The sequence below is a fragment of the Sphingomonas sp. genome (assembly GCF_036731925.1).
Classification (GTDB): Bacteria; Pseudomonadota; Alphaproteobacteria; order Sphingomonadales; family Sphingomonadaceae; genus Sphingomonas.
The window spans coordinates 953115-973376 of record NZ_DAINDJ010000001.1 but is presented as its reverse complement, the minus strand read 5'-3'; the positions used below and the strand labels follow the sequence as shown (position 1 = coordinate 973376).

General features: G+C 66.5%; 18 protein-coding genes and 1 pseudogene. 13 read left to right on the top strand and 6 right to left on the bottom strand.

The genetic code is table 11. The annotated features are described in order from the left end of the window. Positions 1-127 precede the first annotated feature (127 nt). Positions 128-1105 carry a Gfo/Idh/MocA family protein gene (locus tag V7E00_RS04915; RefSeq protein WP_333571552.1) on the bottom strand — a complete coding sequence of 326 codons (978 nt, stop codon included), beginning with the start codon at positions 1103-1105 and terminating at the stop codon, positions 128-130. After that, on the bottom strand, positions 1102-2061 hold the full coding sequence (locus tag V7E00_RS04910) for an MDR/zinc-dependent alcohol dehydrogenase-like family protein (RefSeq protein WP_333571551.1): 960 nt from the start codon (positions 2059-2061) through the stop codon (positions 1102-1104). Before V7E00_RS04910 ends, V7E00_RS04915 begins: the two co-directional genes overlap by 4 nt. Before the next feature lie 47 nt (positions 2062-2108). On the opposite strand from V7E00_RS04910, the gene V7E00_RS04905 reads away from it, so the two are divergent. Beyond that, the gene (locus tag V7E00_RS04905; RefSeq protein WP_333571550.1) at positions 2109-2633 is read left to right on the top strand and encodes a DUF1003 domain-containing protein; all 525 of its coding nucleotides are present in this window, start codon (positions 2109-2111) and stop codon (positions 2631-2633) included. Positions 2634-2643: 10 nt separating this feature from the next. Here V7E00_RS04905 and V7E00_RS04900 read toward each other — a convergent pair whose 3' ends face one another. The 4 genes from V7E00_RS04900 to V7E00_RS04885 are packed head-to-tail and all read right to left on the bottom strand — an operon-like array spanning position 2644 to position 6156. Then, positions 2644-3753: an inositol-3-phosphate synthase gene (locus tag V7E00_RS04900; RefSeq protein WP_333571549.1), complete on the bottom strand. Its 1110-nt coding sequence runs from the start codon at positions 3751-3753 to the stop codon at positions 2644-2646. Then, a complete protein-coding gene (locus tag V7E00_RS04895; protein ID WP_333571548.1) occupies positions 3753-4754 on the bottom strand; it encodes a glycosyl hydrolase in 1002 nt (333 codons plus the stop codon). Before V7E00_RS04895 ends, V7E00_RS04900 begins: the two co-directional genes overlap by 1 nt. Continuing rightward, the gene (locus V7E00_RS04890) at positions 4751-5560 is read right to left on the bottom strand and encodes a TIGR04290 family methyltransferase (protein WP_333571547.1); all 810 of its coding nucleotides are present in this window, start codon (positions 5558-5560) and stop codon (positions 4751-4753) included. Before V7E00_RS04890 ends, V7E00_RS04895 begins: the two co-directional genes overlap by 4 nt. Then, on the bottom strand, positions 5557-6156 hold the full coding sequence (locus V7E00_RS04885) for a histidine phosphatase family protein (protein ID WP_333571546.1): 600 nt from the start codon (positions 6154-6156) through the stop codon (positions 5557-5559). Before V7E00_RS04885 ends, V7E00_RS04890 begins: the two co-directional genes overlap by 4 nt. A gap of 244 nt (positions 6157-6400) precedes the next feature. Here V7E00_RS04885 and V7E00_RS04880 point away from each other — a divergent pair, with 244 nt between their 5' ends. The 12 genes and pseudogenes from V7E00_RS04880 (at position 6401) to V7E00_RS04830 (ending at position 20258) form a co-directional block, all read left to right on the top strand. Next, positions 6401-7516 carry an SDR family NAD(P)-dependent oxidoreductase gene (locus V7E00_RS04880; RefSeq protein WP_333571545.1) on the top strand — a complete coding sequence of 372 codons (1116 nt, stop codon included), beginning with the start codon at positions 6401-6403 and terminating at the stop codon, positions 7514-7516. Continuing rightward, positions 7513-8598, top strand: a complete 1086-nt coding sequence (locus V7E00_RS04875; protein WP_333571544.1) for an NAD-dependent epimerase/dehydratase family protein — start codon at positions 7513-7515, stop codon at positions 8596-8598. The genes V7E00_RS04880 and V7E00_RS04875 overlap by 4 nt, the downstream gene beginning before the upstream one ends. A 14-nt stretch (positions 8599-8612) precedes the next feature. Further along, the gene (locus V7E00_RS04870) at positions 8613-9716 is read left to right on the top strand and encodes a glycosyltransferase family 4 protein (RefSeq protein WP_333571543.1); all 1104 of its coding nucleotides are present in this window, start codon (positions 8613-8615) and stop codon (positions 9714-9716) included. Continuing rightward, entirely contained in the window at positions 9713-10825 is a 1113-nt protein-coding gene (locus V7E00_RS04865; protein WP_333571542.1) for a CgeB family protein, read from the top strand. Before V7E00_RS04870 ends, V7E00_RS04865 begins: the two co-directional genes overlap by 4 nt. After that, positions 10822-11910, top strand: a complete 1089-nt coding sequence (locus V7E00_RS04860; protein WP_333571541.1) for a CgeB family protein — start codon at positions 10822-10824, stop codon at positions 11908-11910. The genes V7E00_RS04865 and V7E00_RS04860 overlap by 4 nt, the downstream gene beginning before the upstream one ends. Beyond that, a pseudogene (locus V7E00_RS20070) lies at positions 11907-12917 on the top strand (CgeB family protein); the annotation flags it as partial. The gene V7E00_RS04860 and the pseudogene V7E00_RS20070, both read left to right, overlap by 4 nt. 72 nt (positions 12918-12989) lie before the next feature. Next, positions 12990-14006: a UDP-glucuronic acid decarboxylase family protein gene (locus V7E00_RS20065; protein ID WP_443019171.1), complete on the top strand. Its 1017-nt coding sequence runs from the start codon at positions 12990-12992 to the stop codon at positions 14004-14006. Positions 14007-14175: 169 nt separating this feature from the next. After that, positions 14176-14856, top strand: a complete 681-nt coding sequence (locus tag V7E00_RS04850) for a sensor histidine kinase (RefSeq protein ID WP_333571539.1) — start codon at positions 14176-14178, stop codon at positions 14854-14856. A 48-nt stretch (positions 14857-14904) separates the two neighbouring features. Next, positions 14905-15651: a Crp/Fnr family transcriptional regulator gene (locus V7E00_RS04845; RefSeq protein WP_333571538.1), complete on the top strand. Its 747-nt coding sequence runs from the start codon at positions 14905-14907 to the stop codon at positions 15649-15651. 326 nt (positions 15652-15977) lie between these two features. Further along, positions 15978-17066: a PLP-dependent cysteine synthase family protein gene (locus V7E00_RS04840; RefSeq protein ID WP_333571537.1), complete on the top strand. Its 1089-nt coding sequence runs from the start codon at positions 15978-15980 to the stop codon at positions 17064-17066. 78 nt (positions 17067-17144) lie between these two features. Continuing rightward, positions 17145-19208: a phosphocholine-specific phospholipase C gene (locus V7E00_RS04835; protein WP_333571536.1), complete on the top strand. Its 2064-nt coding sequence runs from the start codon at positions 17145-17147 to the stop codon at positions 19206-19208. 54 nt (positions 19209-19262) lie between these two features. Continuing rightward, positions 19263-20258 carry a LacI family DNA-binding transcriptional regulator gene (locus V7E00_RS04830; RefSeq protein ID WP_333571535.1) on the top strand — a complete coding sequence of 332 codons (996 nt, stop codon included), beginning with the start codon at positions 19263-19265 and terminating at the stop codon, positions 20256-20258. The last annotated feature ends 4 nt before the right edge of the window (positions 20259-20262 follow it).

The following is a 20262-nucleotide window of genomic DNA, read 5'->3' as shown; positions in this document are numbered from 1 at the left end:
GATTGTCATCCCGCGAAGCTGGGATCCACCAGCGTACGTAGCGCCACGAACCGCAACGTCAGACCCGATGCCTCCCCGCCGTCGCGGGAATGACTGCCTTGTATGGAACCGCAGATGGCAGGGAAGCTCAGTTCCGCCCGTAGATCCGATCGAGCACCTCAGCCGAGCGCGCGAAATGCTCTGCCTCCGCATCGAAGCGCGGCGAGCGAGCCAATTGCTCCGCCCACGCCGCGGCCGCACGGCCACCCCAGCTATCCGGCGGACTGGCCAGCACCGCCTTCGACGTGCCAGTGAACCGCTCCGCGACGAAGTCGTAGAAGCTGCCGCCGACGTTGCGCAGTGCCGCGCCGCCTTCGGTGCCGTAGAATACCGCCGAAATCTCGGCATCGGTGCCGGCATGCACCCGCCACGAACAGGCGAGCCGCACATCGGTGTCGCCGGCCCGGAACGCGGCCGTGGCATAATCCTCGACCTGATCGGCGCCGAGCGGCTGCCCCTGCGCCCGCAACGAAGCGGTGACACTCTCGGTCTTCGGGAAACCAAGAGTCCACAGCGCGAGGTCGACCAGATGGACGCCCAGATCGATCACGCATCCGCCACCGGATTGCGCCGGATCATAGAACCACGGCTTGTCCGGGCCGTACGCGTTGTGAAACACCAGATCGACCGCGAACACCTGGCCGAGGGCGCCGCTGCGCACCAGCTCGGCGATGGCGCGCATCCCTTCTGTGTGGCGATAGGAGAGATCGACACCGAGCAGCCGATCTGCCGCGCGCGCGGCGGCGATGACCGCCTCGACCTCGGCGGCCGTGCGGCCCAGCGGCTTCTGGCAGAACACCGCCACGCCGGCCTGCAGCGCACGGATGCTCTGCTCGGCATGCATTGCGCTGGGCGTAGCGATGACGATGCCGTCGAGCCCCATTGCCAGCATCGCGTACAGTCCATCCGCCGCCTGGGCATCGGGCGCCAATGCCCGCGCCTGCTCGGCGCACTCGGGCGAAGGATCGGCAAAGGCAGCGGCTTCGATGGCGCCGGTGGCGAGCATCGCCTCCATCCGGTGGCGACCGATCCAGCCGGTGCCGAGAAAACCAACCCGCGGCCTCATCGGAACATCACCAGCGCTTTGACGAAATGCTCCGGCTTGTCGCGCGTCGCTGCCAGCGCGTCGCCGAGTTCCTCCAGCGAATAGCGATGCGTGTAGAGCGGTGTGGGATCGAGCCGGCCGCTCGCCACGGCGTTCACGGCTTCGCGCAGCCCCTGCATCTGCACCGCGGGATCGCGCTCGTGCGCGTTGATCACGTCGATGCCCTTCCAGTTCCAGCCTTGCATGTTGACCTGTCGGGGCCCGTCCTGGTGGTAGCCGGCGACAACCAGCTTGCCGCCGAAGCCGACCAGTTCGCCCGCAAGATCGAGCGGCCATTGCTTGCCTACCGCCTCGATGACGCGCGCGCACATCGCCTCTTCCGTCAGCGCTTTCACCGCGTCGATGATGGCGTAGTGGTCGTGCATCGGAATCGTCTCGGCCGCGCCATAATGTTTCGCGAGATCCAGCGATTCCTGCCGCCGCGAGATCGCGATTACCCGCGCCCCGGCGTCGCTCGCCAGCTTGGTGAGCACCGCGCCCAGAAAGCCGATGCCGATGATCGCCACCGTCTGGCCTTCGCGGATGTCGCTGCGCCGGAAGATGTTGAAGGCGCAGCCAAGCGGCTCGCCCGGGAACGGCTGGCCAGAGAGCGTGTCGGGCAGCTTCACCACCATGTCGGCCCTGGCGACGTCGTAATCGGCGAAGCTGCGGAAGGAGAGGGAGGCCACCCGGTCGCCCGGCAGCAGTCCTTCCACGCCCTCCCCCACCACGTCGATCTCGCCCCAGCCCTCATGGCCCAGCCCACCGGGATCGCCGGGGAACTGGCTCCAGGGCTGGCCCTGCCAGGGCTCGACGTTGGAGGCACAGACTCCGCAGCCTTCCAGCCGGATGCGGACCTCGCCGGGCCCGGGCGCAGGCAACGTCGCCGTCTCGATGCGGATCTGCTCCGGCCCTTCCAGGATTGCCGCACGCATCATGCGCCCTCCCCCTGCAACCAATTGGAATTCCTACCGGTTCTGGCACGATGATCGAACCACGCCATGGCATGGGGGCCACGCTCCGCCAGAACATCGAAGATCTCACGACGCGGCAGCGCGAGGATACCGAGCGCGCACCGCTCAGTGACAAGGTGGCGGATCGGATCACCCGCTTCACGGGATCGATGACGTTCGTCGTGCTGCATCTGGTCCTCTTCGGGGCTTGGATTTCAGTGAATCTGGGAGTGATTCCGGGGGTGCCGCGCTTCGACCCAACCTTTGTGGCGCTGGCGATGATTGCGTCTGTGGAGGCGATCTTCCTCTCGACCTTCGTGCTGATCAGCCAGAACCGCATGGCAGCCACTGCCGATCGGCGGGCCGATCTGGACCTGCACGTCAGCCTTCTCACCGAGCATGAGCTGACCAAGCTGGCCGGGCTGGTGGAGCGGATCGCCGACAAGCTCGACATTCGCTCGGACGATCCCGCCTTCGCCGAGATCCATGCCAATGTAGAGCCGGTCCAGGTGCTCGATGCGCTCGATCAAAGCCGAAAGGAAAAGGGGATCGACTGAGGATGCCACCTCAGTTCCCCGCGATGAACGCTTCCACCGCTTCATAGGCATCGTCATCCGGCATCTGCTCGGGCGGGTGCTTGCAGAACCACGCCGCCGCGGGCAGGATCGGACCCGCGAGTCCGCGATCGCGTGCCAGCTTGGCGCAGCGGATCATGTCTATCGCCACCCCCGCGCTGTTCGGGCTGTCCTCCACCGACAGGCGCAGTTCGAGGTTCATCGGCACGCCGCCGAACATCTGCCCTTCCATGCGGAGGAAACAGACCTTGTTATCGTTCTGCCACGCGACATAGTCGCTGGGGCCGACATGGATGTTCTCGTCGTCGAGCCGCGTTTCCGCGACCGACTGCACCGCCTCGGTCTTGGACTCCTTCTTCGAGGCCAGCCGCGAACGGTTGAGCATGTTCAGGAAGTCGGTGTTGCCCCCGGTGTTCAGCTGGTAGGTCCGCTCCAGCTTCACGCCGCGCTTGCGGAACAGGTCCGTCAGCACACGGTGGACGATGGTTGCGCCCAGCTGCGCCTTGATGTCATCGCCGATGATCGGCACGCCCGCCGCCTCGAAGCGCGCCGCCCATTCGGGATTGCTGGCAATGAACACGGGGATGTTGTTCACGAACGCCACGCCCGCCTCCAGTGCACACTCCGCGTAAAATTCCGTCGCAGCCTGCGAACCGACCGGCAGGTAGTTCATCAGCACATGCGTGTTCGTCTCGCGCAGCGCCTGGACGACCTCTTCCTTGCTCGGTTCCGCCGCGCCTTCGGCTAGCAGGAAGGTGCGTTCCTGCGGATAGTCCGCCATGTGATCGGCGACACCGTCGAGCACGCGCCCCATCCGCACCTTGGCGCCCGTGTGCCGAACCTCGTCGCAGAACACGGCGGTGCAGTTTGGGTTGGCGAAAATGGCCTCGGCCACGTCGCGCCCCACCTTGCGGCTGTCGACGTCCCACGCGGCAACCACCCGAATGTCGCTGGGGGCATAACCGCCCAGCTCCGGATGCATCAGGCCGACCATGTCGTTGGCGCCGGCGCGATAATGCTCGATACCCTGCACGAGCGAACTGGCACAATTGCCGATCCCCACAAGCGCGACATTGATGGCGTGGCGGTCAGGGGAGAGCATCAGGCAGACCTCCGTTCGGCGGCGAGACGCTCGTCGCGGTTGAACAGCAAAGGGTTGAGTTCGGGCTGGCTGGTCGCCAGCGCGACGGGAGAAACCGGCGGCGCAACCGTGGCGGTGCCGGCATAGCGATCGATCATCCAGGCGCAGAAATCGGCAAAGGCCTGTGGGTCGCGCGCCGGACTGGTGTGATGCGGCGCGACGCCGAGATGTTCGGGCGTGAAGCAGAAGGTCACGGTGACGTCGAAGTCCGCCAGCGCCTCCATCTGCCGGTCGAACCAGTCCACCGCGTTCTCGCGGAAGCTGTCCGCCCAGCTGAGCCCGGTGCGGATACGCCGCGTGCCCAGCCGCTTCATCCACGCCACTGCCTCGTCCAGCCGGGGATCGTGGAAATGGAACCACTGCATCAGCCCCACTTCGGCGGCATGTTCGGCATAGACGTCCAGCGCAGGCTTGGGCGTGCCGTCCTCGCGGATCAGGCCGAGATAGAAATGTCGGTAATAAGAGGAGCCTTCCGCCTCGCGGTGGCGGGTTTCGGCGCCCCAGCTGGTCGGCAGGTCGAACAGCGAATACCAGAAGACGCGCTCGGCCCTGCCGCGGAGGAGTTCGACGGTGCGGCGAAGGCCGAATTCCTGCACTTCCTCCGCGCCGAACGAACTCACCCCCACCTCGGTGACCCAGACGGGCTTGTCGGTAACGGCCTGGATCTCGGCGATCTTGTCCGGCCAGGCGGAAAGCGGCCACAGGTTCCAGTCGAGCGGAAAGCCGTGGACGGCGACCACATCGACTGCGTCCAGCGCGCCATGCGCTTCCATCCGCTGCAGCCAGTGCGGATCGATCGGCGACATGCCGCCCAGCACGCGCGGCAGCGTGGGGTTTACCGCGCGGATGGCGTTCCCCGCTGCGATGACGTGGCTCGCGAACATCGACCAGTCCGGGTCGATCGCCGGATCCCAGTGCGACTTGTTGTTGGGCTCGTTCCAGAGCATCGCCGCTTCGATCATACGGCGTCTCCGCGTGCAGGGTAGACCGCAGCGGGGCCGAAGGCAGCGAACGGCACTTCGGCAACGCGGCACCAATAGACTTCGGATTCGGGGTTTGCCTCGATCGTGAAACCCGCTGCACGCAGCATCGCCTGGCTTCCGGCGGCGTTCGGTGCCCACCAATTGGTCCAGTCATGCGCGAACTTGCGCTCGATGAAGTGCAGCTTGGGATACGCCGGATCGTCGAAATAGGCAGGCGGATCGAAGGTGCCCGGCACGTGGAAGGGATGATCCTCCGGCACTTCGGCGACGCTGTTCGATCCCTGCTGCATCGTCTGGAACAGCATGTACTCGCCCGCGACATGCTCGCGGATCAGGTCCAGCGCCAGCAGCGGGTGGCGCAGATGGTAGAGCACGCCCATGAAGATGACGATGTCGAAGCGCCGGCCGAGCGCCGCTACGTCATACACTGAGCGGTTCTCGAACCGCACGTCATCGAAGCCCAGCGCCTCGGCGGCGAAGCGGGCCTGCGCCAGGTACCGCTCGTCGCTGTCGATGCCGAGCACTTCACCTGCCCCGCGCCGCTTCATCTCGAACGCGTAGAAGCCGGCGTTGCAGCCGATATCCAGCACCGAACGCCCCTCCAGGTCGGCCGGAAGCGCGTCGGCGAAGCGGGCAAACTTGAAAGCGGGATAATCGCCCAGAAAATGCTCCGGCGCGGTTTCCACCCCCTGGATGCGGATGTTCTGAAACCACGGCCCCAACGCCTCGATGCGCGTGCGCAGATCTTCCGCCGGCGCACTCGGCGCAGCTGCGAGATTTCTCATTCTTGTCCCTCGTTGAGCTTGAGCAGACGTGCGCCCCAGCGGCCGAGCAACAGCGTGCTGACCGATCCGGGATCCACGTCGAAGGCGAGCAGGCGATCGAGGCCCAGCCCGAGATAATGGGCAACGACGCCCCTGATGATGTCGCAATGGCTCACGCAAAGCAGCGTGCCGGTCCATCCGCGCTCCACCAACGCATCAAGGTGCCCGACGGCGCGAGCCGTGGCCTCCCCCATGCGCTCTCCATTGGGCGGGCGAACGGCAGAACGCTGGCGGTTCCATTCGCGCCATTCGGGATCGCGCTCCAATTCCGCAAAGCCTCGGCCCGTCCATGCGCCGAAATCCACCTCATCCAAGGCGTCCACCACTTGCGCACGCACGCCGATACGCGCGCCGATGATCTCAGCGGTCGCTCGGGTGCGTTCACGCGGACTGCAATGAATTTCCGTGATCGGGCTCTCGCGGGCAAAGCGCGTGGCGAGCCACTGCGCTTGCGCATGTCCGACAGGAGATAGCGGGGATCGCTCGCTCCGCCCGCTCAGCACGCGACCAACATCATCATGCGCGCCGTGCCGTATGAGATGTACTTTCGCCGTCATCAGAAGATTTGCAGCCTACCAGCATCAACTTAGATGCTTCCGTAACAAACGCCCCGGCCCAATGGTTCCAACTAACCCAAGTTAGCTTCACATGTTCAGCCATTTAGAACTTGGCGCTGCGAAACTGCTGGAGGGAACAAGATGAAGAAGAAGCTGTTTGTTTCGTAGGCAGATGGTTTCCCTAGCAAGTCATCATTCTGTCACGACTTACCCAGGTTAGTTTTCACGGCAGGAAAGCATCGACATGGCAGAAAAGGTGCTCGTAACGGGCGGCGCGGGGTTCATCGGGTGTCAGGTTTCGGCTGAGCTTCTTCGCAGGGGGCACCAGGTCCGTGTGCTCGATTCGATGCTGGAACAGGTCCATGGCAATCGCGAGCGCCCCGAAGCACTGGACAAGGACGTGGAACTGATCCGCGCCGATGTGCGCGACGGCGATGCGGTGGCCCGTGCGCTGCAAGGCGTGGACAGCGTCATCCACCTCGCCGCCGAAGTCGGCGTCGGCCAGTCGATGTACGAAGTCGAACGCTACACCTCGGCCAACGACGTCGGCACCGCCGTCCTGTTCGAGCGGCTTATCGACAATCCCGTGCGGCGCGTCGTCACCGCGTCCTCGATGAGCATCTATGGCGAGGGCCTGTACCGCGATGCCGACGGCGCGCTCGTGGAGAATGCCGAGCGCGGCATCGTGCGCGATGGCCAGCAGCAGTGGAATCCCCTCGATTCCCAAGGCCGCCCGCTCGAGCCCGTTGCGACGCCCGAATGGAAGCGCCCCAGCCTCGCCTCGATCTATGCGCTGAACAAATATGTGCAGGAGCGCACCACGCACATCATGGGCGCGCCCTATGGCATCGAGACGACCTGCCTGCGCCTCTTCAACGTCTATGGCCCCGGCCAGGCGCTCTCGAACCCCTATACCGGCGTCCTGGCGATCTTCGCCTCGCGACTGCTCAACGGCCAGCGCCCGATGATCTTCGAGGATGGCGAGCAGCGCCGCGACTTCGTGCATGTCAGCGACGTCGCCCGCGCCTTCGCCGAAGCCCTCACCTTGCCCCAGGCCGCAGGGCAGACCTTCAACATCGGCTCCGGCGACGATCGCTCCGTCACGCAGGTGGCCGAGGCGCTCGCCCGCGCCATGGGCCGCAATGATGCCGCGCCGGAAATCGTCGGCAAGGCACGCGTCGGCGACATCCGGCACTGCTTCTGCGACACCAGCCTTGCGCGGGAGAAGCTGGGCTTCGAGGCGCGGCAGGACTTCGAGGCCGGTCTCGCCGAACTCGCCGACTGGGTGCAGCTGCAGACCGCCGAGGACCGTGTCGGGCAGGCGCGTGCCGAGCTCGAAAAGCGGGGCCTCGTCGCATGAACGGCGGCGGCGAACGGCCGATCCTGATCACCGGCGGCGCCGGCTTCATCGGCTCCAACCTCGCCGACCGGCTGGCGCGGCAGGGCGAGACGGTGGTGATCTACGACGCGCTGCGCCGCCCGGGCGTCGAGCGCAACCTCGCCTGGCTGCAGGCGCGGCATGGCGACCGCATTCGCCCGCTGATCGCCGACATTCGCGAGACGACCAAGCTGGTCGAGGCGGTGCGCTCCGCGCGCGCGGTGTTCCACTTCGCCGCACAGGTGGCGGTGACCACGAGCCTTACCGACCCGACCAGCGATTTCGAGGTGAACATCGCCTCGACGTTCGCGCTGCTGGAAGCCGCCCGCACGGCGGCCACGCCGCCCCCGGTGATCTTCGCCTCGACCAACAAGGTCTATGGCGACCTCGCCGACCTCGATTTCGAGCTGGGCGAGAACGGATATCAGCCGGTTGATCGCAAGGTGCACGCGGCGGGCATCGGCGAGGCGCGGCCGCTGGATTTCCACACGCCCTATGGCTGCTCCAAGGGTGCGGCCGACCAATATGTGCTCGATTATGCCCGCAGCTACGGCCTGCCGACGGCGGTGCTGCGGATGAGCTGCATCTATGGCCAGCGCCAGATGGGTACCGAGGACCAGGGCTGGGTCGCGCACTTCCTGATCCGCGCGCTCGAAGGGGCGCCGATCACCCTGTATGGTGACGGACACCAGGTGCGCGACATTCTCGACGTCTCGGATGCGGTCGACGCCTATCTGGCGGCATGGCGGCACATCGACCGCGTCGCCGGGCAGGCGTTCAACCTCGGCGGCGGGCCTGCCAATGCAGTGAGCCTGCGCACCCTGCTTTCGCATGTCGAGGCGATTACCGGGCGGCCGCTCGATCTCCGTTTCGACGACTGGCGCGCCGGCGACCAGCGCTACTTCGTCGCCGACACGAGCAAGGTCCGCACTGCGCTGGGGCTCGGCACGCCCACCGGGTGGCAGGACGGCGTTACCGCCCTCGCCCGCTGGCTGGGGGAAGAGCGCGGTCTCACGCTCGGCCGGCCGATGCAGCGCGAGCGCGTGGCGGCGATCGCGCTGTGACTATGGCGGCACCGTTGCGACTGTTGCTCACCACCGACGCGATCGGCGGCGTATGGCAGTACAGCCTCGACCTTGCCGGCGCGTTGGCAGAGCAGGGCGTCGAGACGGTGCTGGTACAGCTTGGGCCGCCGCCGAGCGATGCGCAGCGCGCAGAGGCGGAGGCCACTGCCGGGGTTACGTTCATCGAATCCGGGCTCCCGCTCGACTGGCTTAGCGACGGCCCCGCCCCCGTCCTCGCCGCCGGCGCGGAAGTCAGCCGCCTGGCGCGGCTGCACGGCGTCGACCTGGTGCAGCTCAACATGCCCACCCTCGCCGCCGCCGCCGCTCCCGGGGTTCCGGTGCTGGCGGTGACGCATGGCTGTGTCTCCACCTGGTGGCAGCATGCCCGCCCCGGCGTACCGCTCGATCCAGGGTTCCACTGGCACCGCGCGCTCACCGAGCAGGGGCTTCGCGCCGCGGATCGCGTCATTGCCCCTTCGGCAGGCTATGCTGAGGTCATTCGCGGCTATTACGGCCTGCCGACGCTGCCGGCCGTGGTTCATAACGGACGCGCGCCCCTGGTGACGCCAAAAGGCGAGCCGGTGCAGGATTGCGTGCTCACGGTCGGGCGCCTGTGGGACTCGGTGAAGGGCGCCGAACTGCTCGATACGGTAGCGGCCAGGCTGCCGGTGCCGTTCCACGCGGCGGGTGCCGCCACCGGCCCGCACGGGGAAACGGTGCGGCTGGAAAACCTTCATCTGCTGGGCCAGCTGGACAGCGCAGCGCTGGCGCGCCGGCTAGCCGCACGCCCCGTGTTCGTCTCCGCCGCCTGTTTCGAGCCGTTCGGCCTCGCCGTGCTGGAAGCCGCCGCTGCCGGCTGCGCGCTGGTACTGGCGGACATTCCGGTGTTCCGCGAGCTTTGGGGCGACGTCGCGCTGTTCGTGCCGCCACGCGATGCCGATGCCTATCGCACCGCGATCGAACGACTGATCGGCGATCTCCCCCTGCGCCGCATGCTGGGCGACGCCGCCGCCGATCTCGCCCGCCGCTACACGCCCGTACGCATGGCCGATGCCATGCTCCCCCTCTACCGCCAGCTCCTCGCCGAGCCTGCGCCCGCCGGAAAGGTCGCGGCATGAAGATCGCCTATTTCACCCATTCCCTCGCTTCGTGCTGGAACCATGGCAACGCGCATTTCCTGCGCGGCGTGCTCAGCGAACTGATCGCCCGCGGCCATGACGTGAAGGTATGGGAGCCGGAGGGCGCCTGGAGCCTCACGAACCTGCTGGCGGACCATGGCCAGGAGGGGCTGGCGCCGTATCGCGAGGCATATCCCGAGCTGCAATCCTGCACCTACACGCCGATGTGCACTCCCGCCGAGATGATCGGGGACGCCGATCTGGTGATCGTCCATGAGTGGAATGATCCCAAGCTGGTTTCCCGCATCGGCCATGCCCGAGCGATGGGCGGCACCTTCACCCTGCTTTTCCACGACACGCACCATCGTGCGGTCAGCGAACCGGCGGCGATGCAGGCCTACGACCTGAACGACTATGACGGCGTGCTCGCGTTCGGCGAGACACTGGCCGAGGTGTATCGCGGCTGGGGCTGGGGCAATCGCGTGTGGGTGTGGCACGAGGCCGCCGACCTGCGCCGCTTCCAGCCTCCCGCGCACGAGGGCGATCGGGAGGGCCTGGTGTGGATCGGCAATTGGGGCGACGGCGAGCGGACCGAGGAACTGGAGCAGTTCCTGTTCCGGCCGGCCGCCGAGGCCGGGCTTCCGCTCGACATCTACGGCGTGCGCTATCCGGACGAAGCCAGGGCGATGCTCGCGCGGCACGGCGCGCGCTACCATGGCTGGGCGCCGAATGCCCGTGCGCCGGAAATCTTCGCCCGTCACCTGGCGACGGTGCATGTTCCGCGCCGCTATTACGCGACGATCCTGCCGGGCATCCCCACGATCCGCGTGTTCGAGGCGCTCGCCTGCGGCATCCCTCTAGTCTCCGCCCCCTGGGAGGACGCGGAACAGCTGTTCCGCCCCGGCACCGATTATCTCGTCGCCCGCGACGGCGCGGAGATGGCCCGCCACCTCGCCGCGCTCCGGGACGATCCCGATCTGCGCGCCTCGCTGGTCGCAAACGGCCTGGAGACGATCCGCACCCGCCACAGCTGCGCGCACCGCGTCGACGAATTGCTCGCGATCGTCGCCGGTCTCGCCCGCCCACATCTTGCCAAGGACGCTGCATGAAGATCGCATTCTACGGATCCAGCCTGCTCTCCTCCTACTGGAACGGGGCCGCGACCTATTATCGCGGCATTCTCAAGGCGCTGGCCGCCCGCGGCTATGACATCACCTTCTACGAGCCGGACGCGTTCGAACGACAGCAGCACCGCGATATCGATCCGCCCGCCTGGGCGAAGGTGGTAGTCTATCCTGCCACGGACGACGGCCTGCGCAGCGTGCTCGCCGAAGCCCACAAGGCCGATATCGTCGTTAAGGCCAGCGGCGTCGGCGTATTCGACCGCGAACTGATCGAGGCGATGCGTACCGCCCCGCGTCCCGATGCGCTCCGCATCTTCTGGGATGTGGACGCCGCCGCGACGCTCGAGGAGATGCGCAGCGATCCCGCGCACCCGGTTCGCGCCACGCTGCCTGAGATCGATCTGGTCCTCACCTATGGCGGCGGCCCGCCGGTGATCGACGCGTACACGGCGATGGGCGCCCGCGAATGCATTCCCGTGTACAACGCGCTGGATCCGGAGACGCATCACCCCGCTCCCGCCGATCCGCGCTTCCAGGCCGATCTGGCGCTGCTCGCCAATCGCCTTCCGGATCGCGAGGCGCGGATCGAGGAATTCTTCCTCCGTGCGGCATCGCTGGCGCCCGAGCGCCGCTTCCTGCTGGGCGGCAACGGCTGGCACGACAAGGCGATGCCGGCGAATGTCCGTGCAATCGGTCATGTCGGCACCGCCGACCACAACGCCTTCAACTGCACGCCGCAGGCGGTGCTGAACGTAGCCCGGGATTCGATGGCGGCCATCGGCTTTTCCCCGGCCACTCGCGTGTTCGAAGCCGCCGGCGCCGCCGCCTGCCTGATTACGGACGCTTGGGAAGGAATCGAGATGTTCCTGAAGCCCGACAGCGAGGTGCTGGTCGCACGGGACGGGCAGGACGTTGCCGAGCACATCGCGATGCTGACGCCCGATCGTGCCCGCGCGATCGGCGAGGCGGCACGCGCCCGCGTGCTTGCCGAGCACAGCTACGACCTTCGCGGCGCGCAGGTCGATGCCATCCTCAAGTCCCGGCGCCCGCGCGAAAGGAAAGCCGCATGAAGCTGATTGTCCTCGGCCTCAGTCTTGGCTCCTCCTGGGGCAACGGTCACGCCACCACCTTCCGCGCGCTGCTGCGGGCGTTCTCCGCGCGGGGACATGACGTGCTGTTCCTCGAGCGCGAAGTACCCTGGTATGCCGGCGCGCATCGCGATCTTGTCGATCCCGACTTCTGCCGGCTCGAATATTACCGCACGCTTGCCGATCTCGACGCCTGGCGGGAAGCTATCGCGGGCGCCGACGCGGTGATCGTGGGATCCTATGTGCCCGACGGCGTCGCAGTGGGCGAGTTCGTGCAGGGAACGGCCAAGGGCGTCACCGCCTTTTACGACATCGACACGCCCGTCACCCTCGCCAAGCTGGCTCGCGGCGAGTTCGAGTATCTCACGCCGGCGCTGATTCCCGGCTATGACGTGTATCTCAGCTTCACCGGTGGCCCCACGCTAGGCCGGATCGAGCGCGCGCTGGGCAGCCCTGCCGCTCGTGCGCTCTACTGCTCGGTGGACACGGATGCCTACCGGCCGCTCGATGTGCCGAAGCGGTGGGACCTCACCTATCTCGGTACCTACAGCCCCGATCGCCAGCCGACGCTCGAGAAGCTGTTGCTTGAACCAGCCCGCCGATGCCCGGAAAAGCGCTTCGCCGTCGCTGGGCCGCAATATCCCAACGATATCGACTGGCCGGCGAATGTGGAGCGGATCGAGCATCTGCCCCCTGCCGAGCACCCCGGCTTCTATTCCGCGTCGCGCATGACACTGAACGTAACGCGCGCAGACATGATCGCAGCGGGCTGGTCGCCCTCGGTACGGCTGTTCGAGGCTGCCGCCTGCGGCACACCGATCCTGTCGGACCGCTGGGAAGGTATCGATAGCCTGTTCGTCCCCGGTGACGAGATCCTGCTCGCCGATACGACGGAGGACGCCATCACTGCGCTCAACCGCGATGCCGAGGCGATCGGCAACGCTGCTCGGCGGCGGTTGTTCGAAGGTCACGATGCAGCGCACCGCGCAGCCGAACTCGAAGCCCATCTCGAAGAAGCAAGAGCGCGGCCAGGCGGCACGCGCCAGGAGAGGAATGCCCGCATGACGAACGACCACGACAAGTCCCTGATCCTGGTAGCGGGCGGCGCGGGATTCATCGGATCGCATCTTTGCGCCGAACTGCTCGATCGCGGCGAGCAGGTCGTCTGCCTCGACAATCTGCAGACCTCGAACCTTGCCAACCTGCACGGGCTGGAAGGGCGCGCAGGCTTCGAGTTCGTCCGCGGCGACATCGTCGAGGCGCTGCCCGCCTCCATTCTCGAACGGGCGCACCGCTTCAAGCAGATCTACAACTGTGCCTGCGCAGCCTCTCCGCCCCAGTATCAGGTCGATCCCGAGCACACGATGCTAACCAATGTGGTTGGCACGGACCGCCTGTTGCGGCTTGCCGCCGACGCGGGTGCCCGTTTCCTGCTGACGTCCACGTCGGAAGTCTATGGCGACCCGGAGATGCATCCGCAGCGCGAGGAATATCGCGGCTGGGTCAGCTGCACGGGCCCGCGCGCCTGTTATGACGAAGGAAAACGCGCAGCCGAGGCGCTGACCTACGACTTTTGCCGCACCGGACGGGCCGAAGTGCGCGTAGCGCGCATCTTCAACACCTACGGCCCCCACATGCACTTCGATGACGGCCGGGTCGTTTCCAATCTGATCGTGCAGGCACTCTCGGGCAAGCCGCTGACGCTGTACGGGGATGGCAGCCAGACGCGCAGCTTTTGCTACGTCTCCGATCTGGTGCGGGGATTAGTCCTGCTAATGAATAGCGATATCACTGGCATGGAACCCGTAAATCTCGGTAATCCGCACGAAATCACGGTTGGTGAACTGGCGGAGCGTGTCGCGGAGTTCATCGGGGAGGATGTTGCGATTGAGTATCATCCACTGCCCACGGATGATCCCCGCCGCCGCAAACCGGATATTGGTCGCGCGCGCGAGCTCCTCGGCTGGGAACCCCGCGTACCGCTTGCGGAAGGGCTCGAGCGCACCTGCGCCTGGTTCGCCCGTGCGATGGACGTAGCCATGCCCGACACGGTGCCGCTGGAAGCCGCAGCGGAGTGATTTTAGCACGTTTCCGGACAGCGGGTGCATCCAGCCTGCCCCTTGTGCCGTAGTTTCTTCCGCCAGCAAGCCGCATAGGCACGATCGTGCCGCGACGTGTGGCTGTTGCAGCGCCCTGGACGCTGCCGCACTGCGATCCCGCAGCTGCTGGTGGAAGGAATGATGCCAGGTGACTGAGCTTCGCGTGGAACCTGCTCGCACTGTCCGTCATGATGAACCGATCTGGCTAGGAAGAGCCGGGGCGAAGAACAGCGGCGCATACCTGTCGGCGGACGAAATGTTGTGGCGGCTCCATTATCTGGTCCGTCTGCATCACGCCACGTTGGCGCTCCCAGGCGGAGGTGGCGAGGACGATGCTCGGTTCCATCATGCGGGCCGCATGGAGGCGCTGGCGCTGGCAGCATCGATCGACAGCTGCGACGACGCAGTCGATCTGGAACTGTTGATCCGCGACGTGCTGCGGCCGTTCCAGTTCGGAGACGCGGACGGTATCCACCTTCAAGGCCCGACCACCTACTTGCGCGTCTCACCGGCACGTCTCCTCATCCTCGCGCTGCACGAGCTTGTCACCAACGCGATCAAGTTCGGTGCCCTAGGCGGTGCGGGCGGGCGCCACGCACTGCACCTTGAATGGCGCCACCACCCGCAGGGCGTCGACCTCACCTGGCGCGAGACGGGGGTAGCAATTCTGCGCCCCATAGAACAGGTGCGTGCCGGCTTGGGTTGTGCGTTCCTCCAACGTAATCTTCCGGCGCTTTCGGGGGGAGACGTTCACTTCGATCTACTTCCCGGCGGAGTCAGATGCGTGATCGAGGTCCCGATCGCGTCGTGGCGGGCTGATCTGAGTTAATAGGTTTACGCTGAACTATGCGCGTTCGCCCTGCGTTACCTGCTGGTTATGCTGACCACTCCCTCCCAGGCGGCGGACGCATCTGCTTCCACCCGGCTCGGTGCGCTTGCATCGCTAAGCGATGACGAGCGCCGGTCCCTCAGGCTGGCAGCGGAATCCCCGCAGCGTATTCGTGGAGCGCGCGATCTGATCCTCGGCGGGCAGCGTTCGCCGGGCTCCCTGATCGTGCTGGACGGGTGGCTCGGACGCGTACAGCTGTTCAGCGACGGTCGGCGCCAAATCCTGAGCTTCCTGCTGCCTGGCGACGTGATCCAGGAACCCCGCACCTTTCAGCCCGTCGCCTCCAGCACCATCACTGCGCTTTGCGATGCTGTCCTCTGCACAGCCCCCGCCGCGGATGGGGACGGTCTGCGCGAAGCCTATGCTGCCAGCGCGGCGCTGGACGAGGTAAACCTGCTTCGCCACGTGGCTCGGCTCGGCCGTATGAGCGCCTTCGAGCGCATCCATGACTGGATGCTGGAGGTTCATGAGCGGCTGTTCCTCGCCGGGCGCGCGGGGCCGGACAGCTTCGCAATGCCGTTGACCCAGGAAATGCTGGCGGATGCCCTTGGACTGACCAGCGTCCATGTGAACCGGACGGTGCAGGCGATGCGGCGCGAGGGCGTGCTGGAATGGCGCGGCGGCACGGTTCGTCTCAAGCGGGATATCACGGCGGCGACGCACGGCGATGCCCGGGAGCGTGTCCGACCGGGCGCCGCGCTCCCCGCACCGCGCAAGATGCTCCTCTCCCGCTAGATCAACGTCGGGGCGGCGGCATCGCAGGCGAACGCAGCGCCGGCAGAGCCATGGCGCGAAGCCTGCGCTCATATTCATCGGCCAGACGGAAATGCGCGAGCGCCGCGGCATTGTCCTCGCACGTCGATGCGATGGCCAGCTCAGCGCGCGCGCGACGCTGAAAATAGCTTCGATCTTCGGGACTTGGCATGCGCTGCACTCCTCGTTGCGAAGCGTACGCTACACCCGTGCGCCGCTGTCGGCGCTTGCGTGGATCAGGACAACGCCGGACAATCTACGCATCCAGAGTCGACGGACGATCGGTCGAGCCGCTAAAGCCCCGCGCCATGACCCATGCCACCCCGATCCACGCCACCCGCTGCGACCGTGCCTGGGTGGACGACGCCGTCCGCACGATTGACGCCGAGTTCAATCGTTCCGCCGACACCCATCTCGTGCGCGTGGAGTTGCCGGGCGCACCAGGCATCACGCTGTATCTGAAGGACGAGTCGAGCCATCCCACCGGCAGCTTGAAGCACCGCCTGGGCCGCTCGCTGTTCCTCTACGCGCTGTGCAACGGCTGGATTGGACCGAAAACGACGATCGTCGAGGCGTCGAGCGGCTCGACCGCGGTCTCGGAAGCCTATTTCGCGAAGATGATCGGCCTACCCTTCGTGGCAGTGCTGCCGCAGGGCACCTCGCCCGAGAAGATCGAGGCGATCGCGTTTCACGGCGGTCGCTGCCATGAAGTGGCCGACCCTCGCTCAGTTCGGGCAGAGGCACAGCGCCTCGCCAGTGAACTGGGAGGCCACTTCATGGACCAGTTCACCTATGCCGAGCGCGCTACCGACTGGCGCGGCAACAACAATATCGCCCAGTCCATCTTCGAACAGATGGCGCAGGAAGCGCATCCTGTTCCGGCGCACATCGTCTGCGGCGCCGGCACCGGCGGCACCTCGGCGACGATCGGCCGTTATCTACGCTACCGGCGGATGGAGACGCGCCTGTGCGTCGCGGATCCCGCGGCATCGGTGTTCCACCGCCACTATGCCGATCGCAGCATCACCACCGTCGACGGTGCGCCTTCCTGCGTCGAGGGGATCGGCCGGCTGCAGCTCGAACCCTCGTTCCTGCCCGATGTGGTCGATCGCATGATCACCGTGCCGGATGCGGCAAGCCTCGCCGCTGCGCTTCGCATCAGCGATGTGCTCGGCCGCCCCTGCGGCGTCTCTACCGGCACCAACATCTGGGCCTGCGCGACCCTGATCCGGGAGATGCGCGAAGCCGGCCAGTCCGGTTCGATCGTCACGCTGCTGTGCGACGATGGCCGCCGCTATGCGTCCACCTGCTTCGATGCCGCGTGGCGCTCGGCGCATGGCTATGAGACCGGCACGCACGATAGGGCACTTGACGATCTTTTCGGGGCTCGGCGCTGACAACCGTCATCAATCCGTCATCCCGTTGCTGCAACCGCTCGCAGATATTGGTGTGCATGGGACGGAGTTGAGACGGAAATGACGGGCAGCGGGACGACAAGGCGGCGTTTTCTGGCGGCAGGCGCACAGGCGGCGGTGGCCTCCACCTTGCCCGCCTCGATCGCGCGCGCCGCTGCCATTCCTGCCGATGTGCGCACGGGCACGCTCGCGGACGTAGCCCATGTGGTTATCCTGATGCAGGAGAATCGCAGCTTCGACCATTATTTCGGTACGCTGAAGGGTGTGCGCGGTTTCGGCGATCCGCTGACGGTGCCGCTGCCGGAGGGCCGCAGCGTGTGGGCACAGGAAGCCGCGGACGGCCGCCTCGTCGCGCCGTTCCACCTCTCCACGAAGGAGCATTTCGAGCTGATGCGGGTGGCGAGCACGCCGCATAGCTGGCCGGACGCGCAGGCTGCCTGGGACCAGGGCCGGATGCAGCGCTGGGCCGCCGCCAAGACGGATCGCGCGATGGGCCATTTCGCGCGCGAGGACCTGGAATTCCAGTTCGCGCTGGCCGAGAGCTTCACGATCTGCGACGCCTATCACTGCGCTGTCCATACCGGCACGAACACCAACCGGCTGTTCCTCTGGTCCGGGACCAACGATCCCAGCGGCACGATGGGCGGCCCCGCGATCGGCAACTCGCACGACGAGCTGGCGACCAAGGGCGGCCACCCTGACTCTTATCGCTGGACTACCTATCCGGAGCGACTGCAGGCCGCCGGGGTGGATTGGCGCATCTACCAGGACATGGCGGACAATTTCACTGACAATCCGCTTGTCGGGTTCGCCGCCTATCGCGAGGCGCAGCCCGGTTCGCCGCTGCACGAGCGGGCGCTGACCACGCACGGCCTGGACCAGCTTCGCGCCGATGTGCTCGCGAACAAGCTGCCGCAGGTCTCGTGGATCATCGCCGACGCCAAGGGCAGCGAACACCCCGCCCCCTCCAGCCCGGCGCAGGGCGCGGCCTACACCGCCGCGGTGATCGACGCGCTCACCGCCAATCCGGAGGTTTGGGCGCGCACCGTGCTGATCGTCAATTTCGACGAGAATGACGGCTTCTTCGATCACGTGCCCCCGCCCTGCCCGCCGTCGCGCGATCCGGCGCTGCCGGGGGCCTTTGCCGGCATTTCGCAGATCGATACCGCCAACGACTATCACCAGATTCCCAGTGTCGCCGACGAAAAGTCCGAACGCCCCGAACTGATCGGCCGCCCCTATGGCTTGGGGCCCCGCGTCCCCTGCTATGTCATCTCCCCCTGGAGCCGCGGCGGCTGGGTCAACTCGCAGGTGTTCGACCATACGTCGGTGATCCGCTTCCTCGAAAAGCGTTTCGGCGTGCAGGAGCCCAACATCTCTGCCTGGCGACGCGCGGTGTGCGGAGACCTCACCAGCGCCTTCGATTTCCGCACGCCCAATCGCCCGGTTTCGCCCAAGCTGCCCGACCCGCGCCCGCTCGCGGCCCGCGCCGCCGCCGTACCGAAGCAGCCCGAGCCGAGCGCACCCGTCTCCGCGGGTCATGCGCCTGCACAGGAGCCCGGCATTCGCCGCGCACGAGCGCTGCCCTATGCCCTGGACGTCCAGGAGGCAGCGCTCGACTCCCGCCACATCGCGCTGCGGTTCGAATGCCCGGGAGCGCCGGCGGTGGTGCATGTCTATGACCGGCTGCGACTAGATGCGCTCCCGCGCCGCTACACGCTGAAGCAGGGCGGCACGATCGACGCAGAATGGGCACTCGACGCCGAGGGGCGCTACGACCTGTGGCTGCTCGGGCCGAACGGCTTCCACCGTCACTTTGCCGGCCAGGGGCCAATCCATGCCGGGATGGTGCGGTGGCAGCAGCGACGCACCGGCGCCCCCCAGCTGATCGTGCAGGCGCCCGCGTCGCTGGTATCGGCGTGGCCGCGCCATCCGGCCTTGCGTCCGATCGGCGCCGGCGAAACGCGCGTGCCGCTCAGCGCGACCGGCGGATGGTACGATCTGGTGCTCAGCGATCCCGATGCGCCCGGTTACCGTCGCCGCCTTGCCGGAAGGATCGAAAATGGCAGCGATGGATGGTCGGAGCCGCCGCTGACCAATGTTAAGGTTTCCCAAATCGATTAGACGCGATACTGTCAGCGCTGACAGAATAAAAATCGTATCTGGGGGGCCGGACAATTGAAGTCAGTAGGCTTGGTCGAGCTGGCGAAGATCGCGGGTGTGTCGGTTTCGACCGCCTCCCGCGCCTTGTCCAATCATCCGCGAGTTGCGCGGGGTACACGCGAACGTATTGTCGCGCTGGCGCAGGAACACGGCTTTCGCCTGAATCAAACCGCCAGTGCGCTGCGCAAGCAGCGTACCGGCGTGATCGGGGTGGTGGTGCCGCTGGGGCATGAAGTCGATCAGGCGCTGTCCGATCCCTTCTTCATGGGGTTGCTGGGCGGCCTTGCCGATGCACTGACGAAGCGTGGATACGACCTGTTCCTGTCGCGCGTCGTGCCGCAGGGGCCACGTTGGCTGGACGACATCATCGCCTCGGGCCGAGTCGACGGCATCATCCTCATCGGCCAGTCGGACCAGCTCGAGGTGATCGAGCGGGTGGCGACCAGCTACCAGCGTATGGTGGTTTGGGGCGCCGCACGGCTGGGGTCGAACCAGATCACCGTCGGCACCGACAATGTCACCGGTGGCGAGCTGGCCGCGCAGCACCTGCTACGGCGCGGATGTCGGCGCCTCGCCTTTCTCGGCAATCCCGAGGCGCCGGAGTTCGCCGACCGATATGCCGGCTTCCACTCGGCGATCGCCGAGGAGTCCGGAGTTACGGAAACGGTGGTGCCCATCCATCTGACGATGGAGGACGCCTATCGCGAAATGGCTGCTTATCTCGCCGCCAATAAGGCACCGGACGGGATCCTCGCCGCCTCCGATGTAATCGCCATGAGCGCGATGCGCGCGCTGGCGGAAGGCGGACTGCGGGTTCCGGAGGATGTCGCAGTGATCGGCTATGACGACATCCTGCTCGCCGGCTACACCTCACCGGCGCTCACGACCATCCGCCAGGACGTGGGCTACGGCGCCGACCTGCTGGTTGATCTGTTGCTGGCGCGCATCGCTGGGCAGAGTGTCGGATCGGTGGCGATGCTGCCCGAATTGATCATCCGCGACTCCGCCTGAGCCG